This is a genomic window from Streptomyces sp. NPDC054783 (assembly GCF_053611725.1).
This window is the reverse complement of record NZ_JBSHAY010000001.1, coordinates 116,724-141,379: the sequence shown is the minus strand read 5'-3', so window position 1 is coordinate 141,379 and position 24,656 is coordinate 116,724. Positions and strand designations below refer to the sequence as shown.

The following is a 24,656-nucleotide window of genomic DNA, read 5'->3' as shown; positions in this document are numbered from 1 at the left end:
TCAGCTCACCACTCCGGTCATGACGCCCACGGGTACGGCGATGAAGCCGGCCGTGAGCAGCAGCGCGAGGACGTTGGCGATGGTCTTCAGGGCGCGGTCGCGGGCGCGGCTGCCGACGCCGAGGGTCTGTGCCGCGCTCCAGAAGCCGTGCCGGATGTGCAGGCCGAGCGCGAGCATCGCGACGATGTAGATGACGTCGCCGTACCAGGTGGAGAAGGTGTCGACCACGTTCTGGTACGGGTGGCCCTCCTGGAAGCCGCCGGAGTGCACGGTGCCGGTGGTCAGGTCCAGGATGTGCCAGACGATGAACAGGCCGAGGATGATCCCGCCCCAGCGCATCGTGCGCGTGGCGTAGCTCGCCCGGGGCCTGCTGTGGACGTACTTGCTGGGCCGCGCCTTGATGTCGCGGCGGCTGAGCTGGTACGCGGAGGTGGCGTGGGCGACCACGGCGACGATCAGGACGATCCGGATGAGCCAGAGCGTCCACTCGTAGTGCATGAAGGGTTCGCCGATGGTGCGCAGCCAGTGGGCGTAGTGGTTGAACTCGCCCGCCCCGAAGTAGATCTTCAGGTTGCCGATCACGTGCGCGACCAGGTAGAGCAGCATGATCAGGCCGCTGACGGCCATCACGGTCTTCTTGCCGACGGTGGAGTCCCACATCGTGCGCGCCATGGACGGCCGTCGGTCCGTCCGCGTTGCCAGAGCCATGGCCAGAACGCTAGGGCCGATGGTCCTGATCAGTCCAAGACATGGTCCAGCTCGTTTCCATAGGCGGGAGCTATCCTTGCAGGATGCAGTTCCAGCAGCTCCAGTACTTCGTGGCCGTCGCCGAGACCCGGCACTTCACCCGCGCCGCCGAGCTGGTGCACGTCGCCCAGCCGTCGCTGTCGCAGCAGATCAAGGCACTGGAGCGGGAGCTGGGCGCGGATCTGTTCCTGCGCGCCCGGGGCAACATCACGCTCACCGACGCCGGTGAGGCGCTGCTTCCGCTGGCCCGGCGGATCCTGGCCGACGCCGACACGGCCCGGTACGAGGTGCAGGAGCTGGTGCAGCTGCGCCGGGGCCGGGTACGGCTGGGGGCGACCCCGAGTCTGTGCACGGGCCTGCTGCCGGACGTGCTGCGCGCCTTCCACGACCGCTACCCCGGCATCCAGCTGTTGATCGAGGAGGGCGGCTCGCACGACCTGGTGCGGGAGCTGGCGCGCGGCGCCCTCGATCTTGCGCTGGTCGTCCTGCCGCTGCCGACGCCCGCGCCCGCGCTGTCGACGGTGGAGCTGCTGCGGGAGGAGTTGGTGGTGGTGTCCTCGCCCGAGGCGCGGGCTCCCGGGCGGGGCGGGCGGCTCGTGCACATCGCCGATCTGGAGGGCGAGCGGATGGTGATGTTCCGGCACGGGTACGACCTGCGGGAGCTGACCGTGGCGGCGTGTCGCTCCGCCGGGTTCGAGCCGGAGTTCGCCGTCGAGGGCGGTGAGATGGATGCGGTGTTGGGGTTTGTCCGGGCGGGGCTGGGGATCGCCGTGGTGCCGCGGATGGTGGCCACGCGGTCCGGGCAGGGGCTCAGGGTGACTCCGCTGGCCCGGCCCGGGCTGCAGCGGACCATCGCGTTGGCGCACCGCAGTGACGTGGCGCCACCGAGGGCCGCGCGGGAGCTGCAGCGGATGCTTCTCGAGCGGTGACGGTTACAGCCCCGCGCCCTGTCGGGGCTGCGTCCCGCGCCCTGTGGGGGGCTGCGCCCCCCACACCCTCCGATATCAGCCCGTTGCGTCCACCAGGGCCAGGTCGTGCAGGCGGTCCGGTGGGCCCGGCCGGGCGTAGTACCAGCCCTGGGCCGTGTCGCAGCCCAGTATCCGCAACTGTTCGGCCTGGGCGCCGGTTTCCACGCCCTCGACCGTGACCGCCAGGTCGAGGCTGTGGGCGAGCGAGACGATCCCTTCGACGATCTTCAGGTCGACGGGGTCGGCGGGGAACTGCTGCATGCCCCGGGTGAAGGAGCGGTCCAGTTTGAGGATGCGCACCGGCAGGCGGCGCAGGTTGGCGAGGTTGGAGTAGCCGGTGCCGAAGTCGTCCAGGGCGATGTCGACGCCCATCTCGGCCAGCCGGTGCAGGGGCTTGAGCAGGTCGTCGTCGGCGCCGATGAGCGCGGACTCGGTCACCTCCAGGCACAGGGCGTCCGGGGCGACACCCGCGCGTTCCAGGATGTCCACGGTGTCCTGTACCAGACCCGGATGGCTGAGCTGGCACGGCGACAGGTTGACGTTGATGCGCAGGGGCCCGGCGGTGGTCTCCTCACCGTGGCGTTCTCGCCAGGCGCGGGCCTGGCGGATGGACTCCTCCAGGACCCAGCGGCCGAGCGGGACGATCAGGCCGGTGTGCTCGGCGAGCGGGATGAAGCGGTCGGGGCCGAGGACGCCGTGCTGCGGGTGCAGCCAGCGCACCAGGGCCTCGGCGCCGCGCACGCTGCCGTCGCCGAGGTGGACGAGCGGCTGGTACTCGATGAAGAACTCGCCGCGTTCCAGGGCCGTGGGCAGGGCCGTCGTCAGGCCGTGCCGGGTGATCGCGCGGGCGTCCGCCTCCGGGTCGGCGAGTTCGGAGCGGTTGCCGCCCGCGGACTTGGCCCGGTACATGGTGATGTCGGCGCTCCGCAGGACCTCCGCGGCCGTACGCTCGCCCGCCGGGCCCTCGACGATGCCCAGGCTGCCGCGCACCAGCAGGTCACGGCCGTCGATGCTGACCGGCGTGACGAGGGCGTTCATGATGCGCTCGGCGAGCTCGTCGACCTTGCGCTCGGTGCCCGGTCCGGTGGTCAGGGCCACGAACTCGTCGCCGCCGAGCCGGGCGACCATCTCCCCGGGCGCGGTCGCACAGGACTGCAGCCGGTCGGCGACCTCCACCAGCAGCCGGTCGCCGGCCGCGTGCCCGAGGCTGTCGTTGACGGTCTTGAAGCCGTCCAGGTCGAGGTAGCACAGGCCGAAGCGCTGGCCCTCGCCCGCGTTCAGCGCCTTCTCCAGGCGCTCGAAGAACAGCGAGCGGTTGGGCAGGCCGGTGAGCGCGTCGTGAGTGGCCTCGTAGCGCAACCGGAGGTTGAGCAGGCGGCGCTCGGTGGTGTCCTCCATGAGGGCGAGCTGGTACTGCGGGTTGCCGTCGGCGTCGCGCAGCAGGGAGACCGTCAGGTTGGTCCACAGCACCGTGCCGTCGGGGCGGTTGAATGCCTTTTCGAGGTGGTAGTGCTCGCGCTCGCCGCGGACGAGTTCGTCGTAGAGCTTCCAGGTCTGCGGCGCGTCCTCGGGGTGCACCCAGTCCTGGACGCGGCGACCGCGCAGGGCGTTGCCGGACTGCCCGAACATGCGCAGCAGCGCCTCGTTGACCTGCAGGACGTTGCCGTCGAGGTCGGCGATGCCGATCCCTATGGCGGCGCCCTCGAAGACCGCGCGGAAGCGGGCCTCGCTGGTGTGCAGCGCCTGCGCGACCACGCCCTGGGCCCTGAGCGCGGCCTGGGCGATGGACTCCTGCTCGGCGAGGGTGCGTTCGCGCAGCGCCCCGGCGTAGCCGGCGGCCATCGCGTGCTGCAGCCGCGAGGAGCGCAGGCGTGCGTCGTCCTGGGGGCCGTCCCCGGCGCAGTACAGCACCAGGTAGGCGTCCACGCAGTCCAGGGTCCGGGTGAGCGCCTCGGGATCGGTGCAGTGCGCGCCGACCAGGGCGGCGCCGACCGCCTTCGCACCGTTCGCGTCGAAGCCGTGCGCCCGCAGCAGCGCGCTCAACCGGCGTGCGAGCGGAAGGAGTTGTTCCTCGAACTCGGCGCGGGTCAGCGACGTGGAGGTCACCGGATAGACCGCCCGGCTCCAGATCGTCGTGAACCGGCGCAGTCTGTCCTCCGGCCCGTCCGGCTCGGCGCTCACGCCGTACGCCCCACGCCGGCGAATCCGGAGAAGGCGAACGGATCCTCGTCCTCCGGCGCCGACTCCGGCCGCCAGTGCGGCATCGGCACCAGTCCCGGTTCCACCATGTCGTACCCCTCGAAGAACCGCGCGATCTCGTCGCGCGAGCGCATGATGAGCGGATTGCGAATGTCCTTGTATACGTCCACCGCGCCCTCCGCCCGCTCGGCGGGCAGCGGGATTCCCTCGTACGAGGCATGGGTCAGGATCAGCAGGCTGCCGGGCGCGAGCGCGTCGCGCAGTTCGGCCACCGCACCGTAGGGGTCGTCCGCGTCTTCCACGAAGTGCAGTATGGCAACGAGAAGGAGGGCGACTGGGCGGTTCAGGTCGATCAGTCGCTCCACCTGGGGGCTGGAGAGGATCTCCTGGGGCTTGCGCAGGTCCGCGGCGACGACGTCCGCGGTGTCGTTCCCGGCCAGGACCGCCTGGCTGTGCGCGACGGCGACCGGGTCGTGGTCGACGTAGACCACGCGGGCGCCCGGTACGGCCGCCTGGGCCACCTCGTGGACGTTGCCGAAGGTCGGGATGCCGGAGCCTATGTCGAGGAACTGGGTGATGCCCTCCCCGGCCGCGAACCGCACGGCACGCCGCATGAACGCCCGGTTGGCCTGCATGATCTTCGGCAGGCCCGGCATGAACTCCATCGCCCTGCGGGCCGCTTCCCGGTCCACCTCGAAGTTGTGCGAGCCGCCCAGGTAGTAGTCGTAGATCCGCGAGACGCTCGGCACCGTGATGTCGATGCTCCGTGGGGCCCAGGCGGGGCGCTCCATGTATCTCTCCAAGGGTAGGCGACAGGGACAGGCGATCCGGTGTTCGAGCAGAGGCTACTGATCGCCCGGCGAAGGAGCGACCCGAACCGGAAATTGACCGTCCGTTCCCCGCCACTGCCTGCGGCAAGTGCCCGTATGGCACCGCTGTGTGACCGGATTCCCGTACACACAACGGTCCGCCCCCTCCGTGCGGTGCGGAGGGGGCGGACCTTCGGTGGCGCTCCGGGCCGGGCGGGGCGATCGACCCTGGGGAGGTGATCTAGTTGCCCGGCGCGCCGACCGGCTTGCCGTCGGGCGAGACGGCGTACCAGGTGCCGCCCACGCCCTGACCGTTGGTGTCGCCGGGGGCCTTGTCCCCGGAGAAGGTGTAGATCGGCCAGCAGTTGACCGTCATCTGCTGCACACCGTCGGGACGGGTGAAGCCCATCAGGCCCTTCTTCTTGACGCCCTGGGTGTCCCCGGGCTTGACGATGCCGACGGCCGGCCACTTCTGCAGGCAGGCCCCGGTGCAGTTGGAGACGGACTTCGGCCAGGCCTTGTCCTTGAGGAAGCGGTAGACCGTCATGCCGTTCTTGTCGACGACGACGTCGCCCAGCTTGGGGTCCTTGCGGACGGAGAGACCGGGCAGGGCGGCCAGGGAGGCCTTCTTGCCGTTCGGGGCCAGCGCGAACCACTTGCCGCCCACGCCCTGGCCGTTGACGTCTCCGGCGTTGACGTCCTTGGCGTAGCGGTAGGCGGGCCAGCCGCCGATGGTGAGCTGCTTGCTGCCGTCGGCGCGGGTGACCTCGCCGAGCAGCGCCTTGTCGATGCCGGCTCCGGCCGTGGCGTCGTCGGCGGGCACGGGCGGCCAGGTGGTGGCGCAGTCGCCGGCGCAGTTCGACTTGGGCGGGTTGGCGGTGTCCTTGTCGAACCGGTAGAGGGTGAGGCCGGAGCCATCGGTCAGTACGCTGCCCAGGTCGGGGTTGGTGGCCACGGTGAGCTTGCCCGCGGGGGCGGCCGGGGTCGGCGAGCTGGAACTCTGGTTGCCGTCGGCGCCGTAGCCGTTGCCCGATCCGGTACCGACCCCCGCACCGGTGGTCGGGCTGCCCGCGGGCGCGGTGGCCCCGACGTTCTGGGCCGCCGATGCCGGGGTGGTGCTGTTGTCCTGACCGCACGCCGTCGTCAGCGCCAGCACCGCGCCGGCTGTGGCCACCAGTGAGGCGGTCCGCCAGGAGGTCTTCATTTCCAACTCCCCATATTCGCCTGGATGTTGCAGCGCCCTGCCGCGCCGTCGCACGGTCATGGGTACGCACCGAGGGGGCCGGAGCGTTCAACGGGGAGCGGAAGTTCTTCGGGAAATTCTTTCCGCGTCCTGTGACCGGTGCCGCGCGCGCCGGGGCGCGGGGCGCGCACGGGCGTACGCATCGCACCGATCGCGCTCTTCTCCGCGTCAAACCATTGATCGCGCCATGTCCTCCCTTCGGAGCAATCCGGGGGCACTACGGCATACCAACGGTTTCCGCACCCCATGATCTTGGCGTGCATGGACCCGAAGTGACCCGATGCGCGCCCGCCGCACGGGTGTTGGCGCTGGTGACGCTGACCTGGACCCTGGTGGGCTGCCCGGTCGGCAGCGCGTCGGCCGACGCCTGCGCGTACGCCTCCACGGGCCCGGACGGCACGGTGGCGGTCGCCCACGCCGGCGGCCACTGGCCGATCCCGCTGCCCTGTGCGACGCCCGCCCCGCCCACGCCCACGCCGACTCCCAGCCCGACGCCGCCTGCGTCGCCGGAGCCGGCACCGCCGAAGCCGAAGCCGGCTCCGCGCCCGGTGCCGAAGCCGACGCCGAGACCGAAGCCGCCGGCCCGGCCCGCCCCGGATCCGCCGCGGCCGACACCCCCTCCCGCCCCCACACCGGCGCCGACGCCGCCACCCGACCCGAAGCCGAAGCCGAAGGCCACCCCGCTGCCCTCGGCGACGCCGGTGAGCTATCCGGCGTACCACCCGCACCCCACCGCGCACCTCGCGCCCGGCCACACCACGCCGGTCACCTATGTCCTGCTCATCACCGTTCCGGCGATCGTCGCCGTCGCGGCCCTGCGCCCGCGCTGACGCGCCGGCCCGCTCACCTTCTGGAGGTATCCGTTGCCGGATTGGCTTGTTCTCGTCCTCGCCATGCTGGCGGCCTGCGCCGTGGTGGTGGTCGTCACCGTCGTACGGCACAAGCGTGCCCCCGAGGACGAGGATCCCAACGAGACCCCGGACGTCATCGAGTACATGACGATGTGGATCGGCGTCGTGTACGCCATCGTCCTGGGCCTTGCCATCGCGGGCGTGTGGGAGGCCCGCAGCTCCGCGCAGGACCATGTGCAGTCCGAGGCCCAGGCGCTGCACGAGATCTCGGAGCGGGTGCGGGTCTATCCGCCGGACGTCCGCGACAAGGTCCGCGACGATGTCAACACCTATGTCGGCTATGTCGTGCACCACGAGTGGCGGGCCATGTCGCACGACGAGCGCGTCACCGACCGCGGCGCGCAGCTGCTGCAGAAGGTCCGCCAGGACGTCACCGACTACCAGCCGAAGAACGACTTCGAGGCGCAGGCCTACCAGCCCCTGCTGGACCAGATGACCGCCGCCGACCAGGCGCGCAACGCCCGCGCCGACTCCACCGGGGCCACCATGCCGTCGGTGGTGTGGTGGGGCCTGCTCACCGGTGCGCTGGTCACCGTCGGCATGGTGTTCGCGCTGCAGATCCGGCGCACCAGACGCGAACTGGTCCTGGCGGGGCTGTTCTCCGCGACCATCGCGTTCATGCTGTTCCTCATCTGGGACTTCGACGCCCCCTACAGCCGGGGCATCGCGGTGACCGCGGAACCGTTCATGAACATGTTCCCGGGGGTCACCGGCTAGCGCCCACCGTACGATCGCCGGCAGGCCTTCGCCCCGGATCCCCCGAGGGACCGGGGCGACTGCCGTGTCGGCGACCGCCGGGCGACCGGGGCGTCAGGTCCGCTTCTCGTGCCGGCGGCGCAGCCAGAACGCGCCGCCCCCGACGACCGCCAAGGTCACGAGTCCGGCGCCGATGGCCATGTCGGCCGGCGTGGCGCCGGTGGATCTGCTGCCGCCCACACCGCCCTGGACGCCGCCGAGCACGGTGAACGCGGCCGGGCGGACCAGGGTCCGGCCGTCGCAGTGGATGGTGACGTCGTACCGGCCGGGCGGGGCGTCGCGGTCGATCTCGGTGGTGCCGCGCGCGGTGTCGTCGTTGAAGTCGCTGAAGTCGGTGGTGGGGAAGGCGCGGGAGGACATGGTGCCGCCGTGGCAGCCGTCCACGCTGACGGCGAGCCGGCCGCCGGCCGGGAGCACGCCGGGCGTGGAGACGATGTTCCGGAGGCCGTCGCCACGGTCGGCGGAGTTGTCATCGCTGCCGCCGGAGTCGTCGCCCCGGCCGGTGTCGCCGGCTCGGCTGGTGTCGCCGGCCCGGCCGTCGTTCCCGTTGTCCTCGCCCGGACCGGAGTCCTCCATCCGGCCGGCCTCGCTGCCTTGCTCCCCGTTGTCGTCGAAGTCGCCGTGCCTGCCGAAGTTTCTGCGGTTGACGTTTTCGTGGTTGTTGACGTTTCCGTGGTTGTCGAGGTTTCGGTGACTGCTCAGGTTGCCGCCGTTGCCCGTGCCGTCCGCGACGGCCACGGGGGCGGCGAACCCGAGCACGGCGGCCGCGGCGCACGCGGCCACCAGGGCGCTTTGGTTTCGCATGGTGATCCTCCGCGGGAGGTGCCCAGGGCATGTCCCCGGTCGATCGGCGAGAAATCACCTCCCGGAAAGACCCTCGGGCGCGCGGAACACGCCCGCATGTCGAGAATGGTCCGTCCTGGTGAGCCAACAGGCCGCACGAAAAGCACATAATCGGATATTGCTGCAGGTCACGGAGCGTCAGAAATTTTCTGTGACCGGCAACTCGGATGGCGCACCTCAAAGGCCCTTCGGCCACCCGTTCGCCACTCGTCCCGTCGCCCTCCGCACGCGCGGGACTTAGCGTTTTCCCATGCCCGATGGCCGTGGCGAGGCCGCGTCGAGAGGGGATGGCGAATGTCTGCGTACGGGCTGTCCGAGCTCGCCGAAGAGGAGGAGCGGCGGAGGAGGCGCGCTCCGTGGGGCGTCATAGCGCTTGTTCTGCTGACCGGTCTGGCGCTCATCCGGAATGGTTCGGGTGAGTTCGACGTCGGTCCGCCGCAGCCCGCCTCGGCGGCGGCCCCGGACAGCCACGTCGGCGCCGGCACCTTCTCCACGGTTCCGATGCCGCTCGGGTTCTCGGCCGCCAACCGGGTCCGCATCCCCGCGATCCGGGTGAACGCGCCGGTCATGCCCGTCGGTCTGGACGCGGCCGGCTGGGTCGCCGCGCCGCCGCCGGAGGATCCCGACCTGGCGGGCTGGTTCACCGGTGCCGTCTCCCCCGGTGAGAAGGGGACCGCCGTCGTCGTCGGGCACGTCGACAACCAACGGGGCCCCGCCGTGTTCTACGGGCTCGGGGCCCTGAAGAAGGGAAACCGGATCGAGGTCCTGCGCAAGGACGGAAAGACCGCGGTGTTCGAGACCTATGGGGTCGAGGTCTTCTCCAAGAGCGCATTTCCGGGCGACCGCGTGTACGGCTCGAAGGGAACACCGGAACTGCGGGTCATCACCTGCGGCGGCGGTTTTTCCAGGAAGAACGGTTACGACGGGAACGTCGTCGTCTTCGCCCGTCTGGTCGCGGTGAACTGAAACCACCGCGGCCGGGCGGGCGAAGAACCGGGAAACGGTCATACGCGGCGGCGCGGCGGCACGGTCATGTGGTATCCGGAGTCGAGGAGATGGGGCAGCCATTCACGGATCGCGCGGACGGTCTGCGACCGGTCGCCCCCGGCGTCGTGGGAGAGCACCACGACGCCCGGCGCGGCGCCGCTCTCCACCCGGTCGACGATGGTGCCGGTGCCGGGCTCCGTCCAGTCGGTGGTGTCGACCGTCCAGGCCATCGGCTCCATGCCCATCTCGGCGCCCAGCTGGAACGCGGCCCGGTTCCAGGCGCCGTAGGGCGCGCGGAACCACTGCGGGCGCTCGCCGTAGGTGTTCTCGATGACGTCGCTTGTGCGCTTCATCTCGGAGCGGATCTGCTTGCGGTTGAGGGTCGTCAGCAGCGGATGCGTCCAGGTGTGGTTGCCGACGACATGGCCTTCGTCGGCCATCCGGGCCACCAGCTCCTTGTTGTCGACGACGCACTCGCCGCACACGAAGAACATGGCCCGTACGTCGTACTTGGCGAGGGTGTTGAGGATGTGCGGGGTGTAGTCCGGGTTGGGGCCGTCGTCGAAGGTCAGCATCATGCTCCGGCCGCGCCCGGAGATCTGGAGGATGGGCTCCTTGCGGACCTTCAGTTTGTGCGGCGCGGCACGCGGCGGTCCGTAGCCGGTGAGCGGCTGGAGCCGGAAGGCGGAGGACTTGGGCACCTGACGGGCCTGTGGTCCGGGAGCGGGGGCGGCGCTCCCGGCGCCGTCCTCGGCGCCAGTCGCGAGTACGGCCCCGGCGGCACCCGCCGCCCCCAGCGCGGCGGCACCGCCCAGGAGCATCCGGCGTCGTGTGAGCAACTGATCCTTCTGCATGACTCATCAGTCGCCCCACCGGACTTCGGCGCACCACAACGACACCGGTGCGGCGGCGGGAATACACCCGGACGGACCAGTGCCGGGGCCGGCGCGGAACCTGCCACGGGCTTCTGATAGTCATTCAGTCCGCGACAATGGTCCGACAACGGGTATGGGGGAGAGCCGTGTTGACGCATGGGGGAGCGAGCGGGCTGCGGCGCGGGGGGCCGGCGGTGGTGCTGCTGGCGGCCGCCCAGGTGCTGGTCGTCTTCGACACCACCGTCTTCACGGTGGGGCTCCCGTGGATCGCGGTCCGGTCGCAGATGTCCTTCCAGGGGCTGACCTGGCTGCTGAGCGTGTACAGCGTGTGTTTCGCCGCGCTGCCGGTGCTCGCGGGGGCGCTGGGTGAAGCGATCGGGCAGCGACGCGTACTGATGGGCGGCCTCGCCCTGTCGAGCCTCGCCGCCGTGGCGGCCGCCGTGACGGCGGACTCCGAGGTGCTGCTCGCCTCGCGGGCGGTGCAGGGCGTCGCGGCGGCGGTGATCACGGCCGGCGCGCTGGCGCTGATCGACTCCACGCATCCTGAGGGACCCGGCCGCGACCGGGCGCTGAGCGTGCACTTCGCCGTCGTCGCCTGTGCCGGACCGGCCATGTTGCTGCCCACCGCCATGCTGCTGGATGCCTCGATGCGGGGCGAAACGGTGTTCTGGGTGCAGGCCGCCGCCGGGGCCGTGCTGCTGGTGCTGACCCCGGTGGTGCTCACCGAGTCCGTGCCCCTGCCCGCCGCCGGGGCACGGGTGGGCCGTGCGGCGCTGGGCGTCGTCCCGCTGGGCTTCCTGGCATGGTTCGCCGACTGGCTGGGCGGCCACAGCGTGTCCGCGACGACGGTCGTCGTCATCGCGGTGGCGGGCGCGCTGGTGCCCTCCGCGCTGGGCCTGCTCGGCCGGGGCGAGCGGATGCCGGAGCTGTTGGCCCGGCTGGACCGGGAGCGAGCGGCGTTCGGCGGGTACACGGTGGTGGCGTTGCTGGCGTCCGGTCTCGCCGGTTGCCTGTACACCCTCACGCTCGCCCTGCAGGTGATCGGCGGGCTGTCCGTGATGCAGGTCGGCTGGGCCCTGCTGTCCACCGTCGCCGGGGTGCTGCTGGGCTGCCTGGTCCTGCCCCGGCTGGCCGCGCGCACCGGGCTCGGTGCGGCGGTGGCCGGGGCCTGCGGGGTCGCGGCCGTCGGCTTCGTCCTGCTGAGCCGGGAGGACACCTTCCGCTTCGCCGATGTGCTGCTGCCGCTGCTGCTGGTCGCCTTCGGCTGCGCGGTGCTCGCCCTGCCCGCCGGCTTCGCCCGCTCCGGGAGCGGTGCGCTGCCCCGGGGCCTGAACTCCTCCCGGCAGCTGGGCGCCGGCCTGGGCGTGTCACTGTTCGCCGGGATCGTCTCCGTCGCCATGCAGCGGCTACCGGCGTCCGCCCCCTACGGGGACTACTACAAGCACTACAAGGCGTTCATGGCAGGGGCGGTCCGGGACTGCTTCGAGCTGGGCGTGGCGCTGTGTTCGGCCGGCGCCGTGGTCGCGCTGCTGACCCTGCCCCGGCACCGCTTCCCGGCCCCCGCCGCGGACCCGACGCTCAGCGGCGGCGCACCAGCGGGAACGGCAGGGTCTCCCGGATCGTCAGGCCGGTGAGGAACATCACCAGCCGGTCGACGCCCAGGCCGAGGCCGCCGGTAGGGGGCATCGCGTACTCGAGGGCCTCCAGGAAGTCCTCGTCCAGCTCCATGGCCTCCGGGTCGCCGCCGGCGGCCAGCAGCGACTGCTCGGTGAGTCGCCGGCGCTGCTCGACGGGATCGGTCAACTCGGAGTAGGCGGTGCCGAGTTCGGTGCCGAAGGCGACGAGGTCCCAGCGCTCGGCGAGCCGTGGGTCGGTGCGGTGCTGCCGGGTCAGCGGAGAGACGTCGGTCGGGAAGTCCTTGTAGAAGGTGGGGAGTTGGGTGCGCTCCTCGACGAGCCGCTCGTACATCTCCAGGACGATGTCACCGGGCCCGTCGTCGGCGGTGTACGGCACTCCGGCCCGGTCGCACAGCCGGTGCAGCCGCAGCAGTTCGGTGCCGGGGCCGATCTCCTCCCCCAGCACCTCGGAGATCGCACCGTAGACGGTTCTGACCGGCCACTTCCCGGAGATGTCGTACTCCTGCCCGTCCTTGCGGGCCACCGGGGAGCCGAAGGCGGCGGTCGCCGCGCCCTGGATCAGCTCGCGGGTCAGGTCGAGCATGACGTCGTAGTCGGCGTACGCCTGGTAGGCCTCCAGCATGGTGAACTCGGGGTTGTGCTTGTAGGAGACGCCCTCGTTGCGGAAGGTGCGGCCCAGTTCGAAGACCCTCTCCAGGCCGCCGACGCACAGGCGCTTCAGGTACAGCTCGGGGGCGATGCGCAGATAGAGATCGAGGTCGTAGGCGTTGATGTGGGTGGTGAAGGGGCGGGCGTTGGCGCCGCCGTGGATCTGCTGCAGCATCGGGGTCTCGACCTCGACATAGCCGCGGTCCAGCAGGCCCTGGCGCAGCGCCTGTACGGCGGCGGAGCGGGACCGGATCACCGTGCGGGCGGCGGGGCTGGTCGCGAGGTCGAGATAGCGGCGGCGGACTTTCCCCTCGGGGTCGGTGAGGCCGCGGCGTTTGTCGGGCAGCGGGCGCAGGCACTTGCCGGTGAGCTGCCAGGAGGTGACGAAGACGGTGGGTTCGCCCCGGTCGCTGAGGCCGGTGCGTCCGGTGGCGGTGATGTGGTCGCCGATGTCCGTACCGGCGGTGAAGCGGTCGAGGGCGGCGCCGGAGCGGTCGCGGGTGAGGGCGATCTGGTGGTCGCCGGACCAGTCGCGCAGCACGGCGAAGACGACGCCGCCGAAGTCGCGGACCAGCATGAGCCGTCCGGCGACGGTGACGTCCTCCTCGGGGGGCACGTCGGCGAGGGCGTGGGTGGGGGCGGGGACGCCGACCGGGTAGGGATCGGTGCCGCCGGCGCGCAGCCGGTCGAGCTTGTGGTGCCGTACGCGGACCTGGTCGGGCAGCCCGGCGGCCGGTGCGGCGGTCCCGGGCTCGCCCCCTCCGTCGAGGCCGAGCGCCGTCAGGGACGGCAGCCCTGCCGTCGTCGCGGGCCGCTGCCCGGCCTTCGGGTGCCCCTTTCCCCAGAGTTTGCGCAACGACGGTACGGAGACGAAGCCTTCGGCGATGCCGGAGGCCAGGCCGATGCGGGCGAGGGCGGCGGTGTCGCCGTAGCAGATGAACCGCGGGTACCACTCCGGGTGGTACTTGGCGTTGGAGCGGTACAGGGCCTCCAGCTGCCACCAGCGGGAGAAGAACAGCAGCAGGCGCCGCCAGAGCCGGAGGACGGGCCCGGCGCCGATGCGGGCGCCCTCCTCGAAGACGGACCGGAAGACGGCGAAGTTCAGCGAGATCCTGCGGATGCCCAGCTTGAGGGCGGCGGCGCACAGTTCGGCGACCATGAACTCCATGACCCCGTTGGGTGCGGCGCGGTCACGGCGCATCAGGTCCAGGGAGATGCCGTCGCGGCCCCAGGGCACGAAGGAGAGCAGGGCGAGGAGCCGGCCGTCCTCGCCGAGGGCCTCCACGAGCAGGCAGTCGCCGTCGGCGGGGTCGCCGAGCCGGTCCAGGGCCATGGAGAAGCCGCGCTCGGTCTCGGTGTCGCGCCAGGCGTCGGCCTTGTCGACGACCTCCTCCATCTCCCTTTCGGTGAGGGTGGCGTGCCGGCGGATGCGGCAGGTGGCGCCGGTACGGCGGACGCGGTGCACGGCCTGCCGGGTCACCCGCATGTCCCGGCCGTCCAGGTCGAAGGAGGCCACGCACACGATCGCCTCGTCGCCGAGCTGGAGGGCGCCGAGTCCGGCTCGGGCGTACGCGCGGGCACCGTCCTCGGAGGCGCCCATCACGGCGGGCGCCCAGGCGTGACGGCGGGCCACGTCCAGCCAGGCGGCGATGGCGTGCGGCCAGGCCTCGGGATCGCCTACGGGATCGCCGCTGGCCAGGCAGACGCCGGCCTCGACACGGTAGGTGACGGCGGCCTTGGCGCTGGGCGAGAAGACGACGGCCTTGTCGCGGCGGGTGGCGAAGTAGCCGAGGGAGTCGCGATCGCCGTAGGCCGCGAGGAGGGCGCGGATACGGGCCTCCTCGTCGCCGTGCAGGGCGGCTTCCAGGCGCTGGGAACGGAACAGCGTGGCGGCGGCGTTCAGCAGGGCCAGGGCGCCGAGCAGGCCGAGCACGAAGGTGACGTGGCGGGGCGGGCGGCCGGAGAAGGAGCGGCTCGAGACCAGTCCGCCGCACACCCGGTCGGCCGCCCAGGCCAGGTGCTCGTTCGCCGGGAGCGTGCCCGGGAACAGCATGACGAGCCCCCAGCCCAGCAGAATCGCCACCACCAGACCACCCACCAGCACGGCGAGCGCCCGCCAGACGGCGCCGTGGCGGGAGGCGGCGTAGAACTCGCCGCGGGCCACCACGAGCAGGAGCAGCAGCAGGCCGCACAGCACCAGGGACGGCAGCGACTCGGCGTACAGACCGAGGCCCACACCGACCGCGTCGGTGAGGACGACCAGGCCGAGATAGACGACGACCAGCCACCAGGCGACCTTCTTGCGGGCGGCGGTGGCGCCGGCCAGCAGGAACAGGAAGACGGCGTAGGCCAGGTTGGCGCTGATGGGGAGGAGCAGCAGGTCGAGGGCGTGCGCGACCGGGCGGAGCAGGCGGCGCAGCGGTTCGATGAGCGCGAGCAGGGCGCACAGCAGGCCGAGCGCGGCGAAGAGCGTCGCAAAGGCCTCGGGCACCCAGCCGAGCCGCCCGCCGGCGGGCGGGCGTATCGGGGCCGTGGGGTCCCTCCGTGCGGCGGGCTCCGCGCTGGCGGTCATGGTTCCGACTGTAGGAAGGGCTCGCGCGGCTCGCCCGTCGAGGGGTCCCGGGGGCGGCCCCGGTGACCGGCGTCCCCGTGCGCTGGGACGCAGGGGATGCCGGGGGCGACTTTGGGTGACCGCCGTCCCGTGCGCCGGAACGGCCCGGGAGATCCGCATCCCACACGCCGGTGCGGTGGCGGGGGCCTGCCGTCAGCCCGGCATCCACCCGTCGAGCCGGTACCGCACGGCCGCCGGCCCCGCCCGCCGAGACCACGCCCGCGCCCTACCACCCGCCCCCCAGCACCGCCCACCACCACCCGACACCCGCCGGGCGCCCCACGGCTCCGCAGGAACAGCGGATTCCGATAGCCTCGCGATCGTGACGGAACAGCACTCGCACACGCCCTCGCACCAGTTCGAGCGAGGTACGGACGGGCCGAAGGTCATCCTGGTCGGGGTGGACGGCTCCGACTCCTCGCTGCGTGCCGCGGCGTACGCGGGCGGGCTCGCCCGGCGGCAGCACGCGCTGCTGGCCGTGGTGTACGTGCAGCCGGTGCTGGCCGCCGGGGCGGCGCTCGGGGCGCCGGTGGCGGAGACGACCGACGAGATCGCCGAGGACCTGGTCACCTACATCCGGGAGGCGGCCGAGCGGGTCAAGGGGATATTCGAGGTGCGCTGGGAGTTCCACACCTTCCGCGGCGACCCGTACAGCGGGCTGGTGAAGGCGGCCGACGAGCTCAAGGCGGACGCGGTGATCGTGGGCGCCTCGGAGCAGGCCGGTCACCGGATCATCGGCTCGGTGGCGATCCGGCTGGTCAAGGCAGGGCGCTGGCCGGTGACGGTCGTCCCGTAGGGTGCCACAGCAGCAGTGGGGGCGCGGGCAGCAGCATTCCGGCGAGGGTGGCCGACAGGCCCCACGGCGCGGTCGCGGCTGCGGTCACGGCTCCGGTGACGGCCTTGCCGGTGACCGACCAGGGCGGGAGGGTACGGGCCACCCGGTCGCCCGGGGTCCGCTTCCAGCCGCTCGGCGGAGCCGAGCAGTCCGCCGAGCCAGGGCGCGGTGGAGGCGAGGCCGTACTGCCGGGACTCGTCGCGCTGCCCGCCCGTCCCACCGCCCGGCCGCCGGCCCGGCCCGATCCGGCCCCGCGGCCCCCGCCTGGACGCCCGCCCGGGCCATGCGTGGCGTCTTCCCTGTGCGACGCCCCTGAGCCATCATGATCCGCCGTCAGCCGTTGCCGTCGGCGAAGAGGTGAGGCGCATGGCCAGGCTCCGCGCGGGTGAGGGAATTCTCCGGCGCAAACCCATCGAACACATCGAGGAGACCGAGGTCGGCGAGGGCACCCGGCTGGACCGCTCGCTCGGACTGTGGCAGCTCACCGCGATCGGGGTGGGCGGCATCATCGGCGCCGGCATCTTCACGCTCGCGGGCACGGTCGCCAACGGCACGGCGGGCCCGGCGGTGACGGTGTCGTTCCTGATCGCCGGTGTGGCGAGCGCCTGTGCGGCGCTGTCGTACGCCGAGTTCGCCGGACTGATCCCGAAGGCGGGATCGGCGTACACCTACGGCTATGCGGTGCTCGGCGAGTTCGCGGGCTGGTTCATCGGCTGGGACCTGCTGCTGGAGTACACCGCGATCGTGGCGGTGGTGGCGATCGGCATCTCGGGCTACTTCGGCTTCCTGGTCGAGGAGATGGGCGCGAAACTGCCGCAGTGGATGCTGGGGGCGCCGGGCACAGGGGCCGGGCACCGGGTGGACCTGTTCGCGGCGATTCTGTGCCTGCTGATCGCCTGGCTGCTGAACCTGGGGATGCGCAGCGCGGCCCGCTTCGAGACGTTCGTGGTGGTGCTGAAGGTCCTGGTGGTGCTGCTGGTGATCGCGGTGGGCGTGTTCCACATCGACTCGGCGAACTACCACCCGTTCTTCCCGTTCGGCATCGGCGGCGCCTTCACCGGTGCGGCGACCGTGTTCTTCGCGGTGTTCGGCTACGACGCCATGTCGACGGCCGCCGAGGAGTCCAAGGACGCCCAGCGGCACATGCCGAAGGCGATCATCTACTCGCTGGTGATCTCGATGGTGCTGTACGTGGCTGCCTGCCTGGTGCTGACGGGCATGCAGGACTACAAGCACATCGACCCGGAGAGCGGCTTCTCGAGCGCGTTCAAGGCGGTGGGTCTGAACGCGCTGGCTGACGTGATCGCGGTGGGTGCGATCATCGGCATCCTCACCGTGATGTTCACGTTCATGCTGGGCGTGACGCGGGTGTGGTTCTCGATGTCCCGGGACGGGCTGCTGCCCCGGTGGTTCGCCAAGACGCACCCGACGCGGCACGTGCCGACCCGGGTGACCTGGATCGTCGGTGCGGCGTCGGCGGTCATCGCCGGGTTCGTCCCGATCGGCGAGGCGGCCGAGCTGACCAACATCGGCATCCTGCTGGCGTTCGTGGTGGTGTGCACGGCGGTGATCGTGCTGCGCTACCGGCAGCCGGATCTGCCGCGCACCTTCCGTACGCCGTGGATGCCGGTCGTGCCGGCGCTGGGTGTCGTCTTCTCGGTCTGGCTGATCACGTTCCTGATGTGGCAGACGTGGGTGCGGTTCGCCGTGTGGTTCGTGATCGGCTGCGTGATCTACTTCGGCTACTCCTACAGGCGTTCGGTGCTGGCCGAGGTACGGCCCGCCGAGTGACCGGCCGGGTGGTCGTACCGGTGCGGGACGAACCCGGCCCCGGTGGCCTGCGGGCGGGCGGCCGCTCCGGGCGGGGCCGGGTGCCGGGACTGCTGTCGCTCGTGGTTCTGGCACGCGGCCGCGGCCGCGAGGACGGCGGTGAGGGCCAGTGCCACCTGTTGTCTGCGTCCGATCATCAGCTCACCCCAGGGATGTCGCATGACCGACAAAGCCGTTGACTCATATATGGGTATGAATCCGACTCATCGGATAAACGGCCCGAGGGCTGTCATTAGCCCGTCCGGTGCCGCACCGGACCGTCGACCCGACCGTTCGCCGACCGGATCGACCGTCCGCCGCAGAGCCGTGCGCGCACTCTGTCCCCCGGCCGCGCCCTGCGCTGCCATACGGCCATGACGGTCGGAACCTCACTGATCCACAAGGCGGCGGCACGGGCCCACGGGACGACGACCGCCGAGCACGAACTGGCCGCGCTCCAGCGCGAGCACGGCGGACCGCTCTTCGCCCTGCTGCTCAGGCTCTGCGACGGCGACCGGCAGCGCGCCGAGGACCTGCTCCAGGAGACCCTGGTGCGGGCCTGGCAGCATCCCGAGGCGCTGCACGCGCAGGACTTCGACTCCGTACGGCCCTGGCTGCTGACGGTCGCCCGGCGGCTCGCGATCGACGCCCGGCGGGCCCGGCAGGCCCGGCCCCGGGAGACCGGCGCCGAGATCCCGGAGAGCGCGCGGGTGACCGCCGATCACGCCGAACGGGCCGCCGCGATGCTCGATGTCCGGGAGGCTGTGAAGACACTCACGCCGGAACACCGTGACGTCCTCGTACTCGTGTACTTCCTCGGGGCCAGTGTGGCGGAAGCGGCGCAGACCCTGGGCGTTCCACCCGGTACCGTGAAGTCCCGCGCGTACTACGCGCTGCGCGCGCTGCGCCGGGTCCTTCCGGATTATGCGGCCGACCTGCACTGAAACCGGAGGCCGGGTCAAACCTCGGCAAAGCGCCTTGCTGTGGCCCCCCTTCGGGCAATGGGCTGTCCTCATCCGCGTTCCGGGCGGGCGGCCGGACCCAGGGGCCGGGCGACGCGCACGTACCGGAGGAAGGGCAGGAAGGGATGCTGCACAGAGGGCACGAGAGCACGGACGGCACCGACGGCGGTGAACTGGTCGTCCCCATGGCCTGGTTGTACGCCGAGTACATCGCCGACGAGCTGCTGCGCACCGGCGACCTGATGCCGCCGACGTCCTTCGAGTTCCGGGCCGGCCGGGACGCGCTGGCGCTGACCGTCTTCCTGTCCGACACCGACGGGGAGCTGTCCGGTATCCGGGTGATCTCCCAGCTGGAGAACTGGCTCTCCCTGACCGCCTACGACCAGCCGTGGCGGGACTGGGTGCGCGAGCGCATGGCCGAGCTGGCCGAAGGGGCCGACCGGTCCGGTACCCGCTCGCCCGACCTGGCCCTCGCCGCGGACGCCTGGCGCTGGCTGGAGGAGACCGAGCTGCTCGCCCCGGACCTGGACGCGGTGCCGGGCGGCGGAGGGCCGGCCGGCGAGGACGACGGGCCGAAGGTGTGGACCCCGGCCTGGCGGCTCGGGCTGCCCCTCGGGCACCTTGCGATCCACCTGTTCTGACCCCCGCTCCGGGGCTTTCCGAAGTTTTCCGGAATCGGACCAATCCGCGGGGCGCGCCGCTCCGAATCTCTGGTCCGGGATTCTGCGGTGGCTTGAGTGATTCGGCTGTCGGCTGCGTACGGGTGGGTGCACGGAGTAACCCCACCCGCACCCATCGGCACGAGGATTCGGCATGAGGTCCCTGGAAAGGCATCGCGACGTCGGCGCTTACGCGCTCGGCGTGCTGGACGAGGCGGAGGCCTTCCGCTTCGAGGACCACCTCATGGAGTGCCCTCAGTGCGCGGCACAGGTGACCGAATTCGGTCCCGCCACACGGCAGTTGATGCTGTACCGCCGGGCCACGCCGCGCTTTGTGCACCCCATGGCACAGCCCGGTCCCCCGCTGCTGGACCGGCTGCTCGGCGAGGTCGCGCAACGGCACCGGGCGCGCCGCCGGCGCTTTCTGTACGGACTGGCCGCCTCCGTGGTGCTGGCCGTGGCCGGTCCCGGGATCATGGCCTTCGCCGGCCATGAACCGCCGGCCGCGCACGTCACCGCGGCCACCGATCCGAGGACCGGGGTGTGGGCCGAGGTCACCGCCGACGACGGGGACACGGGCAGCCGGCTGATGCTGAAGGTGAAGGACGGCACCGGCCCGCACGCCTGCCGGCTCGTCGTCGTGGGCCGCGACGGCACCGAAGAGGTCGCCGGCACCTGGATGGAGCCCGGCCACGCCACCGGCACCTTCACCACGCTCGGCTCCTCCACGATGCACCCCGACGAGATCGCCCACTACGACGTGCGCACGACGGACGGGCAGCACCTGGTGTCCGTCGACGCGCCCTAGTCACGCCGGATCGCGGTCGCCGGGCCTCATTTCAGCAGCCGGGACAGTCTGCGGTCCGCCAGGGGCTTGCCGCCCGTCTGGCAGGTGGGGCAGTACTGCAGCGAGGAGTCGCTGAAGGAGACCTCACGAATGGTGTCGCCGCACACCGGGCAGGGCTCGCCGGTCCGGCCGTGGACGCGCAGGCCGCTCTTCTTCTCGGCCTTCAGCCGTCCGGCGGCCAGGCCGCGGGAGCGGTCGACCGCCTCGGTGAGCGTCGAGCGCAGCGCCTCGTAGAGCCGGTGGGTCTCCTCCGGGGTCAGGGAGGCGGCGAGCTTGAACGGGGACATCTTCGCGGCGTGCAGGATCTCGTCGCTGTAGGCGTTGCCGACGCCGGCGATCAGGGACTGGTCGCGCAGGGCGCCCTTCAGCCGGCGTCTCTCGTCCTTCAGCAGGGTGGCGAGGCGTTCCTCGTCGAAGTCGGCGGCGAGCGGATCGGGGCCGAGCCGGGCGATGCCCTCGACCTGCTGCGGATCGCGGACGACATACACCGCGAGGCGTTTCTGGGTGCCGGCCTCGGTGAGGTCGAAGCCCTCGCCGGTCTCCAGCGCCACGCGCAGCGCGAGCGGGCCCTTGCCCGGCTTGGGCGGGCCGTCCGGCAGCCGGTCCTTCCACTGCAGCCAGCCGGCGCGGGCCAGGTGGGTCACCAGGTGCAGCCCGCTGTCCGCCGCCAGGTCCAGGAACTTGCCGTGCCGGTGCACGGCCGTGACCTCGCCGCCCTCGAAGGCGGTGACGGGAGGGTCGTACGTCTTCAGGACGCTGACGGCGACCGGCAGCATCCGCACCACCCGGCGGCCGACCAGGTGCTCGGTGAGGAAGTCCTTCAGCGCTTCTACCTCGGGCAGTTCCGGCATGGGTCCAGAGTGCCATCCGGCACCGACAAGGCCGGGTGAGGCGCTTCAGTCGCCCCGGCGGAACTCGCACCACACCGCCTTGCCGCTGCCGCGCGCCTCCACACCCCACTCGTCGGCGAGCCCGTCCACCAGCAGCAGACCCCGGCCGGAGACGCCGTCCTCGCCCGCCTCGCGGCGGCGCGGCAGGGCGCTGGAGGAGTCCTCGACCTCGATGCGCAGTCTGCGGTGACCGCCGTCGAGGGCCCGCAGGGTCACGACCGTGGAGCCCTCGGTGTGCATCAGCGCGTTGGTCATCAGCTCGTCGGCGACCAGCTCGATCTCGTCGGCGCGGTCGCGGTAGCCCCAGGAGCGGACCGCGGCGCGGATCAGGTGCCGGGCCTGGCTGAGCGCCGCCGGGTCGCCGGGTGCCACGTGCTGCTGGAGCCGGCCGCCGGCGGGCGGGGCCTCCGGGGCGCGCCGGCGCAGCAGGAGCAGCGCCACGTCGTCGTCGCCGCCCCGCTCCTCGGCCAGCAGGATCAGCCGGTCGGCGAGCGCGCGCACGTCCTCGGGGCCGGCCGCGACGAGCTCCGAGAGACGTCGCATGCCGTCGTCGAGGTCGGCGCCGGGCTTTTCGACGAGCCCGTCGGTGCACAGCAGCAGGGTGTGGCCGGGGTCGAGTTCGAGGGTGGAGACGGGGTACTCCAGCCGGCCGAACTCGGCGGACAGCCCGAGCGGCAGCCCGCCCTCGACCGGCACCCGGCAGCAGCTGCCGTCGCCGTGCCGGATCAGCGGGTCGATGTGCCCGGCGCGGACCGCCTGCACGACTCCGGTGGACAGGTCGGCCTCGGCGTACAGGCAGGTGGCGAAGCGGTCGGTGTCGAGTTCGTGCAGGAAGACGGAGGCGCGGGCCATCACGGCGGCCGGGGTGTGTCCCTCCGCGGCGTAGGCGCGCAGCACGATCCGCAGCTGGCCCATGACGGCCGCCGCGTGGGTGTCGTGGCCCTGGACGTCGCCGATGACCGCGCCGACCCGGCCGCCGGGCAGCGGGATCAGGTCGTACCAGTCGCCGCCGATGTCCCGGCCGAGGGCGCCCAAGGCGGTGCCGGCGCGGTAGCGGACGGCGACGTCGGCGCCGCGGACGCTGGGGATGGTGCGGGGCAGCATGGCCTGCTGCAGGCCCTGGGCGAGGTCCTTCTCCTGCTCGTAGAGCATGGCGCGCTGCAGGCTCTGTGCGACGGTGCTGCCGAGCGCGACCAGGACGGCGCGCTCCTCGGTGGAGAAGCCGCGCCGGTCGCTGTAGAGCAGTCCCATCGCGCCGACCGGGCGGGCCTGGGCGATCAGCGGCAGATAGGCGGCCGAGGTGATGTGCAGGTCGGTGATGTGCGGCCAGAGGATCGGGTACCCCTCGGCGAACTCCTCCGGGGACTCGATGAACCGTGGCAGGAGCGTGCGGACGACCTCGCTCATCGGGTACGGCTCGTCGATCCGGGTGACCTGGGTGCCGGGGACGGAGGCGTCGATGGGTCCCTCCGCGACCAGCCGGATCCGTCCGGCCTCCACCAGCCCCATGACCAGGCTGGCCGCGCCGAGATGCCGGATGCCGCGGGTGTCCTTGAGGGCGTCGATGACGTCCTGGACGCTGCGGGCGTGGGCGAGGGCGGCGGAGACGGCCTGGACGACGTTGGTCTGCTGGCGGAACGCCTCGTCCTGGGCGGCCCGCAGGCTGCGCACCTCGCTCTCGGCGAGTTCCTCGGTGGCGTCGCGGACGATGCCGACGACCCGGCGCGGGCGGCCGGTGCCGTCCCGGCGGATGTAGCCCTGGGTGTGGGTCCAGCGGAGCCTGCCGTCACGGCAGCGGATGCGGAAGTAGCCCCCGTAGTTCTCGCTGCCGTCCTTGATGGCCTGGGCCACCATGGCGTCCATCCGGGCCACCTCGGGCTGCGGCACCCGGGCGTACAGGGACTCGGGGTGTCCGTCGTACTCCCCGGGCAGCAGGTCGAACACCTCGTAGGCCTGGGCGTCCATGTGGAACAGGCCCGTGTCCAGGTCCCAGTCGAAGCTGCCCATGCGGTTGAGCGCCAGGATCGGATCCGGGTGGGCGGGCCAGTCCTCCGGGAGTGACACGGCACTCGCTCCCCGAACTGCCATGGGCCCACCTTGCCAGGATTCATCCAAATCTTCGACCTGTTTCTGTTGCCTGCTCCCGGGCGTGGGCGGCCGGTGTCGGAGGGGCTCAGCCGCCGGGGAGGTCCGTCCGCCGCCGTCGGGCGAGCCGGGGGTGTCGGGCCCGCCGGGTGGTCCGATCCCGTCCGGCGAGCCCGAGGCGTCGGGCACGCCCGGTGGGCCGATCCCGTCCGGCGGGCCGGTCCCGTAGGGCGGGTCGAGGCTGCCGGGGGCTCGCGGAACGGGATCGCCCGAGGGCGAGGTCCACGGGCCGGCCGTACCGGGGGCCGGGCTGCTCTGTCCGGTGGGCGTGTCCGGTGCCGTCGGGGTGGCGGCCGTGGGCGGGCCGCCGGTCGTGCCCGGAGGGGTTCCCGGCCGGCTCTGCCGTGGACCGGGCGCGGTGGGGTACGGCGGTGCGGTGCCCGGGGAGACGGTGTCCGCCGGGTCGCGGCCGCCGTCGGGCGTCGCGGTGGCCCGGGCGGGCGGGGGTACGACCTGGTCGTGGCGTACGTCGGGACCGACGCGGCGTTTGATCCAGGTGTGGGTCTCGGCGCTGACGATCGTGATGCTGGTGACCGCCCGGGGTGCCGGGGTCACCGCGATCACCTGCCCCGGACGGTACCGAACCCAGGCGCTGCCACGCGCCCCGAAGCCGCCGCCGTGGGCCGGAGCAGGTGACCCCAGCGGGTTGCCGCAGGCGCAGCGCAGGCGGGGCACCCCTCGGTTGTCGATGAGGATCGGGCTGCCGGCCTGGAGGACGGCCTGGTAGCCGACGACGTTTCCATGGCGGTAGCCGCGGTCGGTGACCCGGGTGTCGGCACGCAGCACGACGGGGGTCAGGCCGCGCAGATAGCCGGGCAGGCCGCTCACGGAGACTCCGGCCGCGTGGGCGAAGGCGTCGGCCTTGGCCCGGTCCGCCGTCAGATACCGGATCTGCCGTTCGACGTCGCAGCCGGCGACGCGAGCGGTACCGCCGTAGAGGCCGGGGGTCTCGCCGGACAGGACGCGCATGGCGCCCAGGGGCACGACGACCAGCCCGGCGGGCAGTGCGGGCGGGGAGGACCCGGCGACGCGCGGTCCGGTGGCGGGGGAATTGGCGCTTCCCCCGCCGGACGTCGCCCGCGCGGCGACCGTGGACCCGGTGAACGGGTCGGGTCCCTGGACCGCGGCGGGCAGCAGATAGACCTCCTCGGCCATCCGGGCCTCCTTGACGCCGGGGCGGGCGCAGCCGGCGACGAGGAGCGCCATCGAGAGGGCGCAGGCCATGGCGATGGATCCGAGGGGTATCCGCACCGTACACTCCGCATCACTGTGGGT

The 24,656-nt window shown here is 72.2% G+C and carries 20 protein-coding genes and 1 pseudogene; 10 read left to right on the top strand and 11 right to left on the bottom strand.

The genetic code is table 11. The features are described from left to right. A complete protein-coding gene (locus tag ACWGJ5_RS00625; RefSeq protein ID WP_453308242.1) occupies nucleotides 1–672 on the bottom strand; it encodes a succinate dehydrogenase in 672 nt (223 codons plus the stop codon). Nucleotides 673–791: 119 nt separating this feature from the next. Here ACWGJ5_RS00625 and ACWGJ5_RS00620 point away from each other — a divergent pair, with 119 nt between their 5' ends. Continuing rightward, nucleotides 792–1,676, top strand: coding sequence for a LysR family transcriptional regulator (locus ACWGJ5_RS00620; RefSeq protein WP_453307610.1), 885 nt, complete (start codon nucleotides 792–794; stop codon nucleotides 1,674–1,676). A gap of 75 nt (nucleotides 1,677–1,751) precedes the next feature. Here ACWGJ5_RS00620 and ACWGJ5_RS00615 read toward each other — a convergent pair whose 3' ends face one another. The 3 genes from ACWGJ5_RS00615 to ACWGJ5_RS00605 form a co-directional block, all read right to left on the bottom strand. Continuing rightward, entirely contained in the window at nucleotides 1,752–3,896 is a 2,145-nt protein-coding gene (locus ACWGJ5_RS00615; RefSeq protein WP_453307609.1) for a putative bifunctional diguanylate cyclase/phosphodiesterase, read from the bottom strand. Further along, nucleotides 3,893–4,705 (bottom strand): SAM-dependent methyltransferase, encoded by an 813-nt coding sequence (locus tag ACWGJ5_RS00610; protein WP_453307608.1) that lies wholly within the window; start codon nucleotides 4,703–4,705, stop codon nucleotides 3,893–3,895. The genes ACWGJ5_RS00615 and ACWGJ5_RS00610 overlap by 4 nt, the downstream gene beginning before the upstream one ends. Before the next feature lie 259 nt (nucleotides 4,706–4,964). After that, complete coding sequence (locus ACWGJ5_RS00605) at nucleotides 4,965–5,927, bottom strand: SCO0930 family lipoprotein (protein WP_453307607.1); 963 nt, start codon at nucleotides 5,925–5,927, stop codon at nucleotides 4,965–4,967. Nucleotides 5,928–6,223: 296 nt separating this feature from the next. Here ACWGJ5_RS00605 and ACWGJ5_RS00600 point away from each other — a divergent pair, with 296 nt between their 5' ends. Together ACWGJ5_RS00600 and ACWGJ5_RS00595 are read left to right on the top strand one after the other, a co-directional pair. Further along, nucleotides 6,224–6,796: a hypothetical protein gene (locus ACWGJ5_RS00600; protein ID WP_453307606.1), complete on the top strand. Its 573-nt coding sequence runs from the start codon at nucleotides 6,224–6,226 to the stop codon at nucleotides 6,794–6,796. A 33-nt stretch (nucleotides 6,797–6,829) separates the two neighbouring features. Further along, complete coding sequence (locus tag ACWGJ5_RS00595; RefSeq protein ID WP_453307605.1) at nucleotides 6,830–7,594, top strand: bestrophin-like domain; 765 nt, start codon at nucleotides 6,830–6,832, stop codon at nucleotides 7,592–7,594. Between the two features lie 93 nt (nucleotides 7,595–7,687). Here ACWGJ5_RS00595 and ACWGJ5_RS00590 read toward each other — a convergent pair whose 3' ends face one another. Next, nucleotides 7,688–8,437 (bottom strand): hypothetical protein, encoded by a 750-nt coding sequence (locus ACWGJ5_RS00590; RefSeq protein ID WP_453307604.1) that lies wholly within the window; start codon nucleotides 8,435–8,437, stop codon nucleotides 7,688–7,690. A 333-nt stretch (nucleotides 8,438–8,770) separates the two neighbouring features. On the opposite strand from ACWGJ5_RS00590, the gene ACWGJ5_RS00585 reads away from it, so the two are divergent. Continuing rightward, on the top strand, nucleotides 8,771–9,442 hold the full coding sequence (locus ACWGJ5_RS00585) for a class F sortase (protein WP_453307603.1): 672 nt from the start codon (nucleotides 8,771–8,773) through the stop codon (nucleotides 9,440–9,442). A 38-nt stretch (nucleotides 9,443–9,480) separates the two neighbouring features. Here the strand turns inward: ACWGJ5_RS00585 and ACWGJ5_RS00580 are convergent, their stop codons facing one another. Then, a complete protein-coding gene (locus ACWGJ5_RS00580; protein WP_453307602.1) occupies nucleotides 9,481–10,317 on the bottom strand; it encodes a polysaccharide deacetylase family protein in 837 nt (278 codons plus the stop codon). 167 nt (nucleotides 10,318–10,484) lie between these two features. Between ACWGJ5_RS00580 and ACWGJ5_RS00575 the strand changes: the two genes are divergently transcribed. Then, complete coding sequence (locus ACWGJ5_RS00575) at nucleotides 10,485–11,972, top strand: MFS transporter (RefSeq protein ID WP_453307601.1); 1,488 nt, start codon at nucleotides 10,485–10,487, stop codon at nucleotides 11,970–11,972. Here the strand turns inward: ACWGJ5_RS00575 and lysX are convergent. Next, nucleotides 11,917–15,195 carry a bifunctional lysylphosphatidylglycerol synthetase/lysine--tRNA ligase LysX gene (gene lysX / locus ACWGJ5_RS00570; protein ID WP_453307600.1) on the bottom strand — a complete coding sequence of 1,093 codons (3,279 nt, stop codon included), beginning with the start codon at nucleotides 15,193–15,195 and terminating at the stop codon, nucleotides 11,917–11,919. The two genes, ACWGJ5_RS00575 and lysX, sit on opposite strands and share 56 nt — an antisense overlap. A gap of 361 nt (nucleotides 15,196–15,556) precedes the next feature. On the opposite strand from lysX, the gene ACWGJ5_RS00565 reads away from it, so the two are divergent. Beyond that, nucleotides 15,557–16,030: a universal stress protein gene (locus tag ACWGJ5_RS00565; protein ID WP_228619601.1), complete on the top strand. Its 474-nt coding sequence runs from the start codon at nucleotides 15,557–15,559 to the stop codon at nucleotides 16,028–16,030. Between the two features lie 405 nt (nucleotides 16,031–16,435). Further along, a complete protein-coding gene (locus tag ACWGJ5_RS00560) occupies nucleotides 16,436–17,860 on the top strand; it encodes an amino acid permease (protein WP_453307599.1) in 1,425 nt (474 codons plus the stop codon). On the opposite strand, the gene ACWGJ5_RS00555 is transcribed toward ACWGJ5_RS00560, so the two are convergent. Beyond that, nucleotides 17,818–18,036: a hypothetical protein gene (locus ACWGJ5_RS00555; RefSeq protein WP_453307598.1), complete on the bottom strand. Its 219-nt coding sequence runs from the start codon at nucleotides 18,034–18,036 to the stop codon at nucleotides 17,818–17,820. The two genes, ACWGJ5_RS00560 and ACWGJ5_RS00555, sit on opposite strands and share 43 nt — an antisense overlap. A gap of 216 nt (nucleotides 18,037–18,252) precedes the next feature. Between ACWGJ5_RS00555 and ACWGJ5_RS00550 the strand changes: the two genes are divergently transcribed. The 3 genes from ACWGJ5_RS00550 to ACWGJ5_RS00540 all read left to right on the top strand — a co-directional run bounded on the left by ACWGJ5_RS00550 (nucleotide 18,253) and on the right by ACWGJ5_RS00540 (nucleotide 20,307). Beyond that, nucleotides 18,253–18,822 (top strand): sigma-70 family RNA polymerase sigma factor, encoded by a 570-nt coding sequence (locus ACWGJ5_RS00550; protein ID WP_453307597.1) that lies wholly within the window; start codon nucleotides 18,253–18,255, stop codon nucleotides 18,820–18,822. 143 nt (nucleotides 18,823–18,965) lie between these two features. After that, nucleotides 18,966–19,481 (top strand): hypothetical protein, encoded by a 516-nt coding sequence (locus tag ACWGJ5_RS00545; protein WP_453307596.1) that lies wholly within the window; start codon nucleotides 18,966–18,968, stop codon nucleotides 19,479–19,481. Nucleotides 19,482–19,653: 172 nt separating this feature from the next. Then, on the top strand, nucleotides 19,654–20,307 hold the full coding sequence (locus ACWGJ5_RS00540; RefSeq protein WP_453307595.1) for a zf-HC2 domain-containing protein: 654 nt from the start codon (nucleotides 19,654–19,656) through the stop codon (nucleotides 20,305–20,307). 26 nt (nucleotides 20,308–20,333) lie between these two features. Here ACWGJ5_RS00540 and ACWGJ5_RS00535 read toward each other — a convergent pair whose 3' ends face one another. The 3 genes and pseudogenes from ACWGJ5_RS00535 to ACWGJ5_RS00525 form a co-directional block, all read right to left on the bottom strand. Further along, on the bottom strand, nucleotides 20,334–21,197 hold the full coding sequence (locus tag ACWGJ5_RS00535) for an Fpg/Nei family DNA glycosylase (protein ID WP_453307594.1): 864 nt from the start codon (nucleotides 21,195–21,197) through the stop codon (nucleotides 20,334–20,336). Between the two features lie 45 nt (nucleotides 21,198–21,242). Then, nucleotides 21,243–23,324 carry a SpoIIE family protein phosphatase gene (locus ACWGJ5_RS00530; RefSeq protein WP_453308241.1) on the bottom strand — a complete coding sequence of 694 codons (2,082 nt, stop codon included), beginning with the start codon at nucleotides 23,322–23,324 and terminating at the stop codon, nucleotides 21,243–21,245. A gap of 543 nt (nucleotides 23,325–23,867) precedes the next feature. Next, nucleotides 23,868–24,350 (bottom strand): annotated as a pseudogene (locus ACWGJ5_RS00525) (DUF6777 domain-containing protein); the annotation flags it as partial. Between the last annotated feature and the right edge of the window lie 306 nt (nucleotides 24,351–24,656).

Bases quoted from the DNA above. Each gene is read 5' to 3' on its own strand.
- ACWGJ5_RS00620 (WP_453307610.1), top strand. From the start codon at position 792: ATGCAGTTCCAGCAGCTCCAGTACTTCGTGGCCGTCGCCGAGACCCGG.
- ACWGJ5_RS00555 (WP_453307598.1), bottom strand. From the start codon at position 18,036: ATGATCGGACGCAGACAACAGGTGGCACTGGCCCTCACCGCCGTCCTC.
- ACWGJ5_RS00610 (WP_453307608.1), bottom strand. From the start codon at position 4,705: ATGGAGCGCCCCGCCTGGGCCCCACGGAGCATCGACATCACGGTGCCG.
- ACWGJ5_RS00625 (WP_453308242.1), bottom strand. From the start codon at position 672: ATGGCGCGCACGATGTGGGACTCCACCGTCGGCAAGAAGACCGTGATG.
- ACWGJ5_RS00585 (WP_453307603.1), top strand. From the start codon at position 8,771: ATGTCTGCGTACGGGCTGTCCGAGCTCGCCGAAGAGGAGGAGCGGCGG.
- ACWGJ5_RS00560 (WP_453307599.1), top strand. From the start codon at position 16,436: ATGGCCAGGCTCCGCGCGGGTGAGGGAATTCTCCGGCGCAAACCCATC.
- ACWGJ5_RS00605 (WP_453307607.1), bottom strand. From the start codon at position 5,927: ATGAAGACCTCCTGGCGGACCGCCTCACTGGTGGCCACAGCCGGCGCG.
- lysX (WP_453307600.1), bottom strand. From the start codon at position 15,195: ATGACCGCCAGCGCGGAGCCCGCCGCACGGAGGGACCCCACGGCCCCG.
- ACWGJ5_RS00580 (WP_453307602.1), bottom strand. From the start codon at position 10,317: ATGCAGAAGGATCAGTTGCTCACACGACGCCGGATGCTCCTGGGCGGT.
- ACWGJ5_RS00545 (WP_453307596.1), top strand. From the start codon at position 18,966: ATGCTGCACAGAGGGCACGAGAGCACGGACGGCACCGACGGCGGTGAA.
- ACWGJ5_RS00530 (WP_453308241.1), bottom strand. From the start codon at position 23,324: ATGGCAGTTCGGGGAGCGAGTGCCGTGTCACTCCCGGAGGACTGGCCC.
- ACWGJ5_RS00535 (WP_453307594.1), bottom strand. From the start codon at position 21,197: ATGCCGGAACTGCCCGAGGTAGAAGCGCTGAAGGACTTCCTCACCGAG.
- ACWGJ5_RS00550 (WP_453307597.1), top strand. From the start codon at position 18,253: ATGACGGTCGGAACCTCACTGATCCACAAGGCGGCGGCACGGGCCCAC.
- ACWGJ5_RS00590 (WP_453307604.1), bottom strand. From the start codon at position 8,437: ATGCGAAACCAAAGCGCCCTGGTGGCCGCGTGCGCCGCGGCCGCCGTG.
- ACWGJ5_RS00540 (WP_453307595.1), top strand. From the start codon at position 19,654: ATGAGGTCCCTGGAAAGGCATCGCGACGTCGGCGCTTACGCGCTCGGC.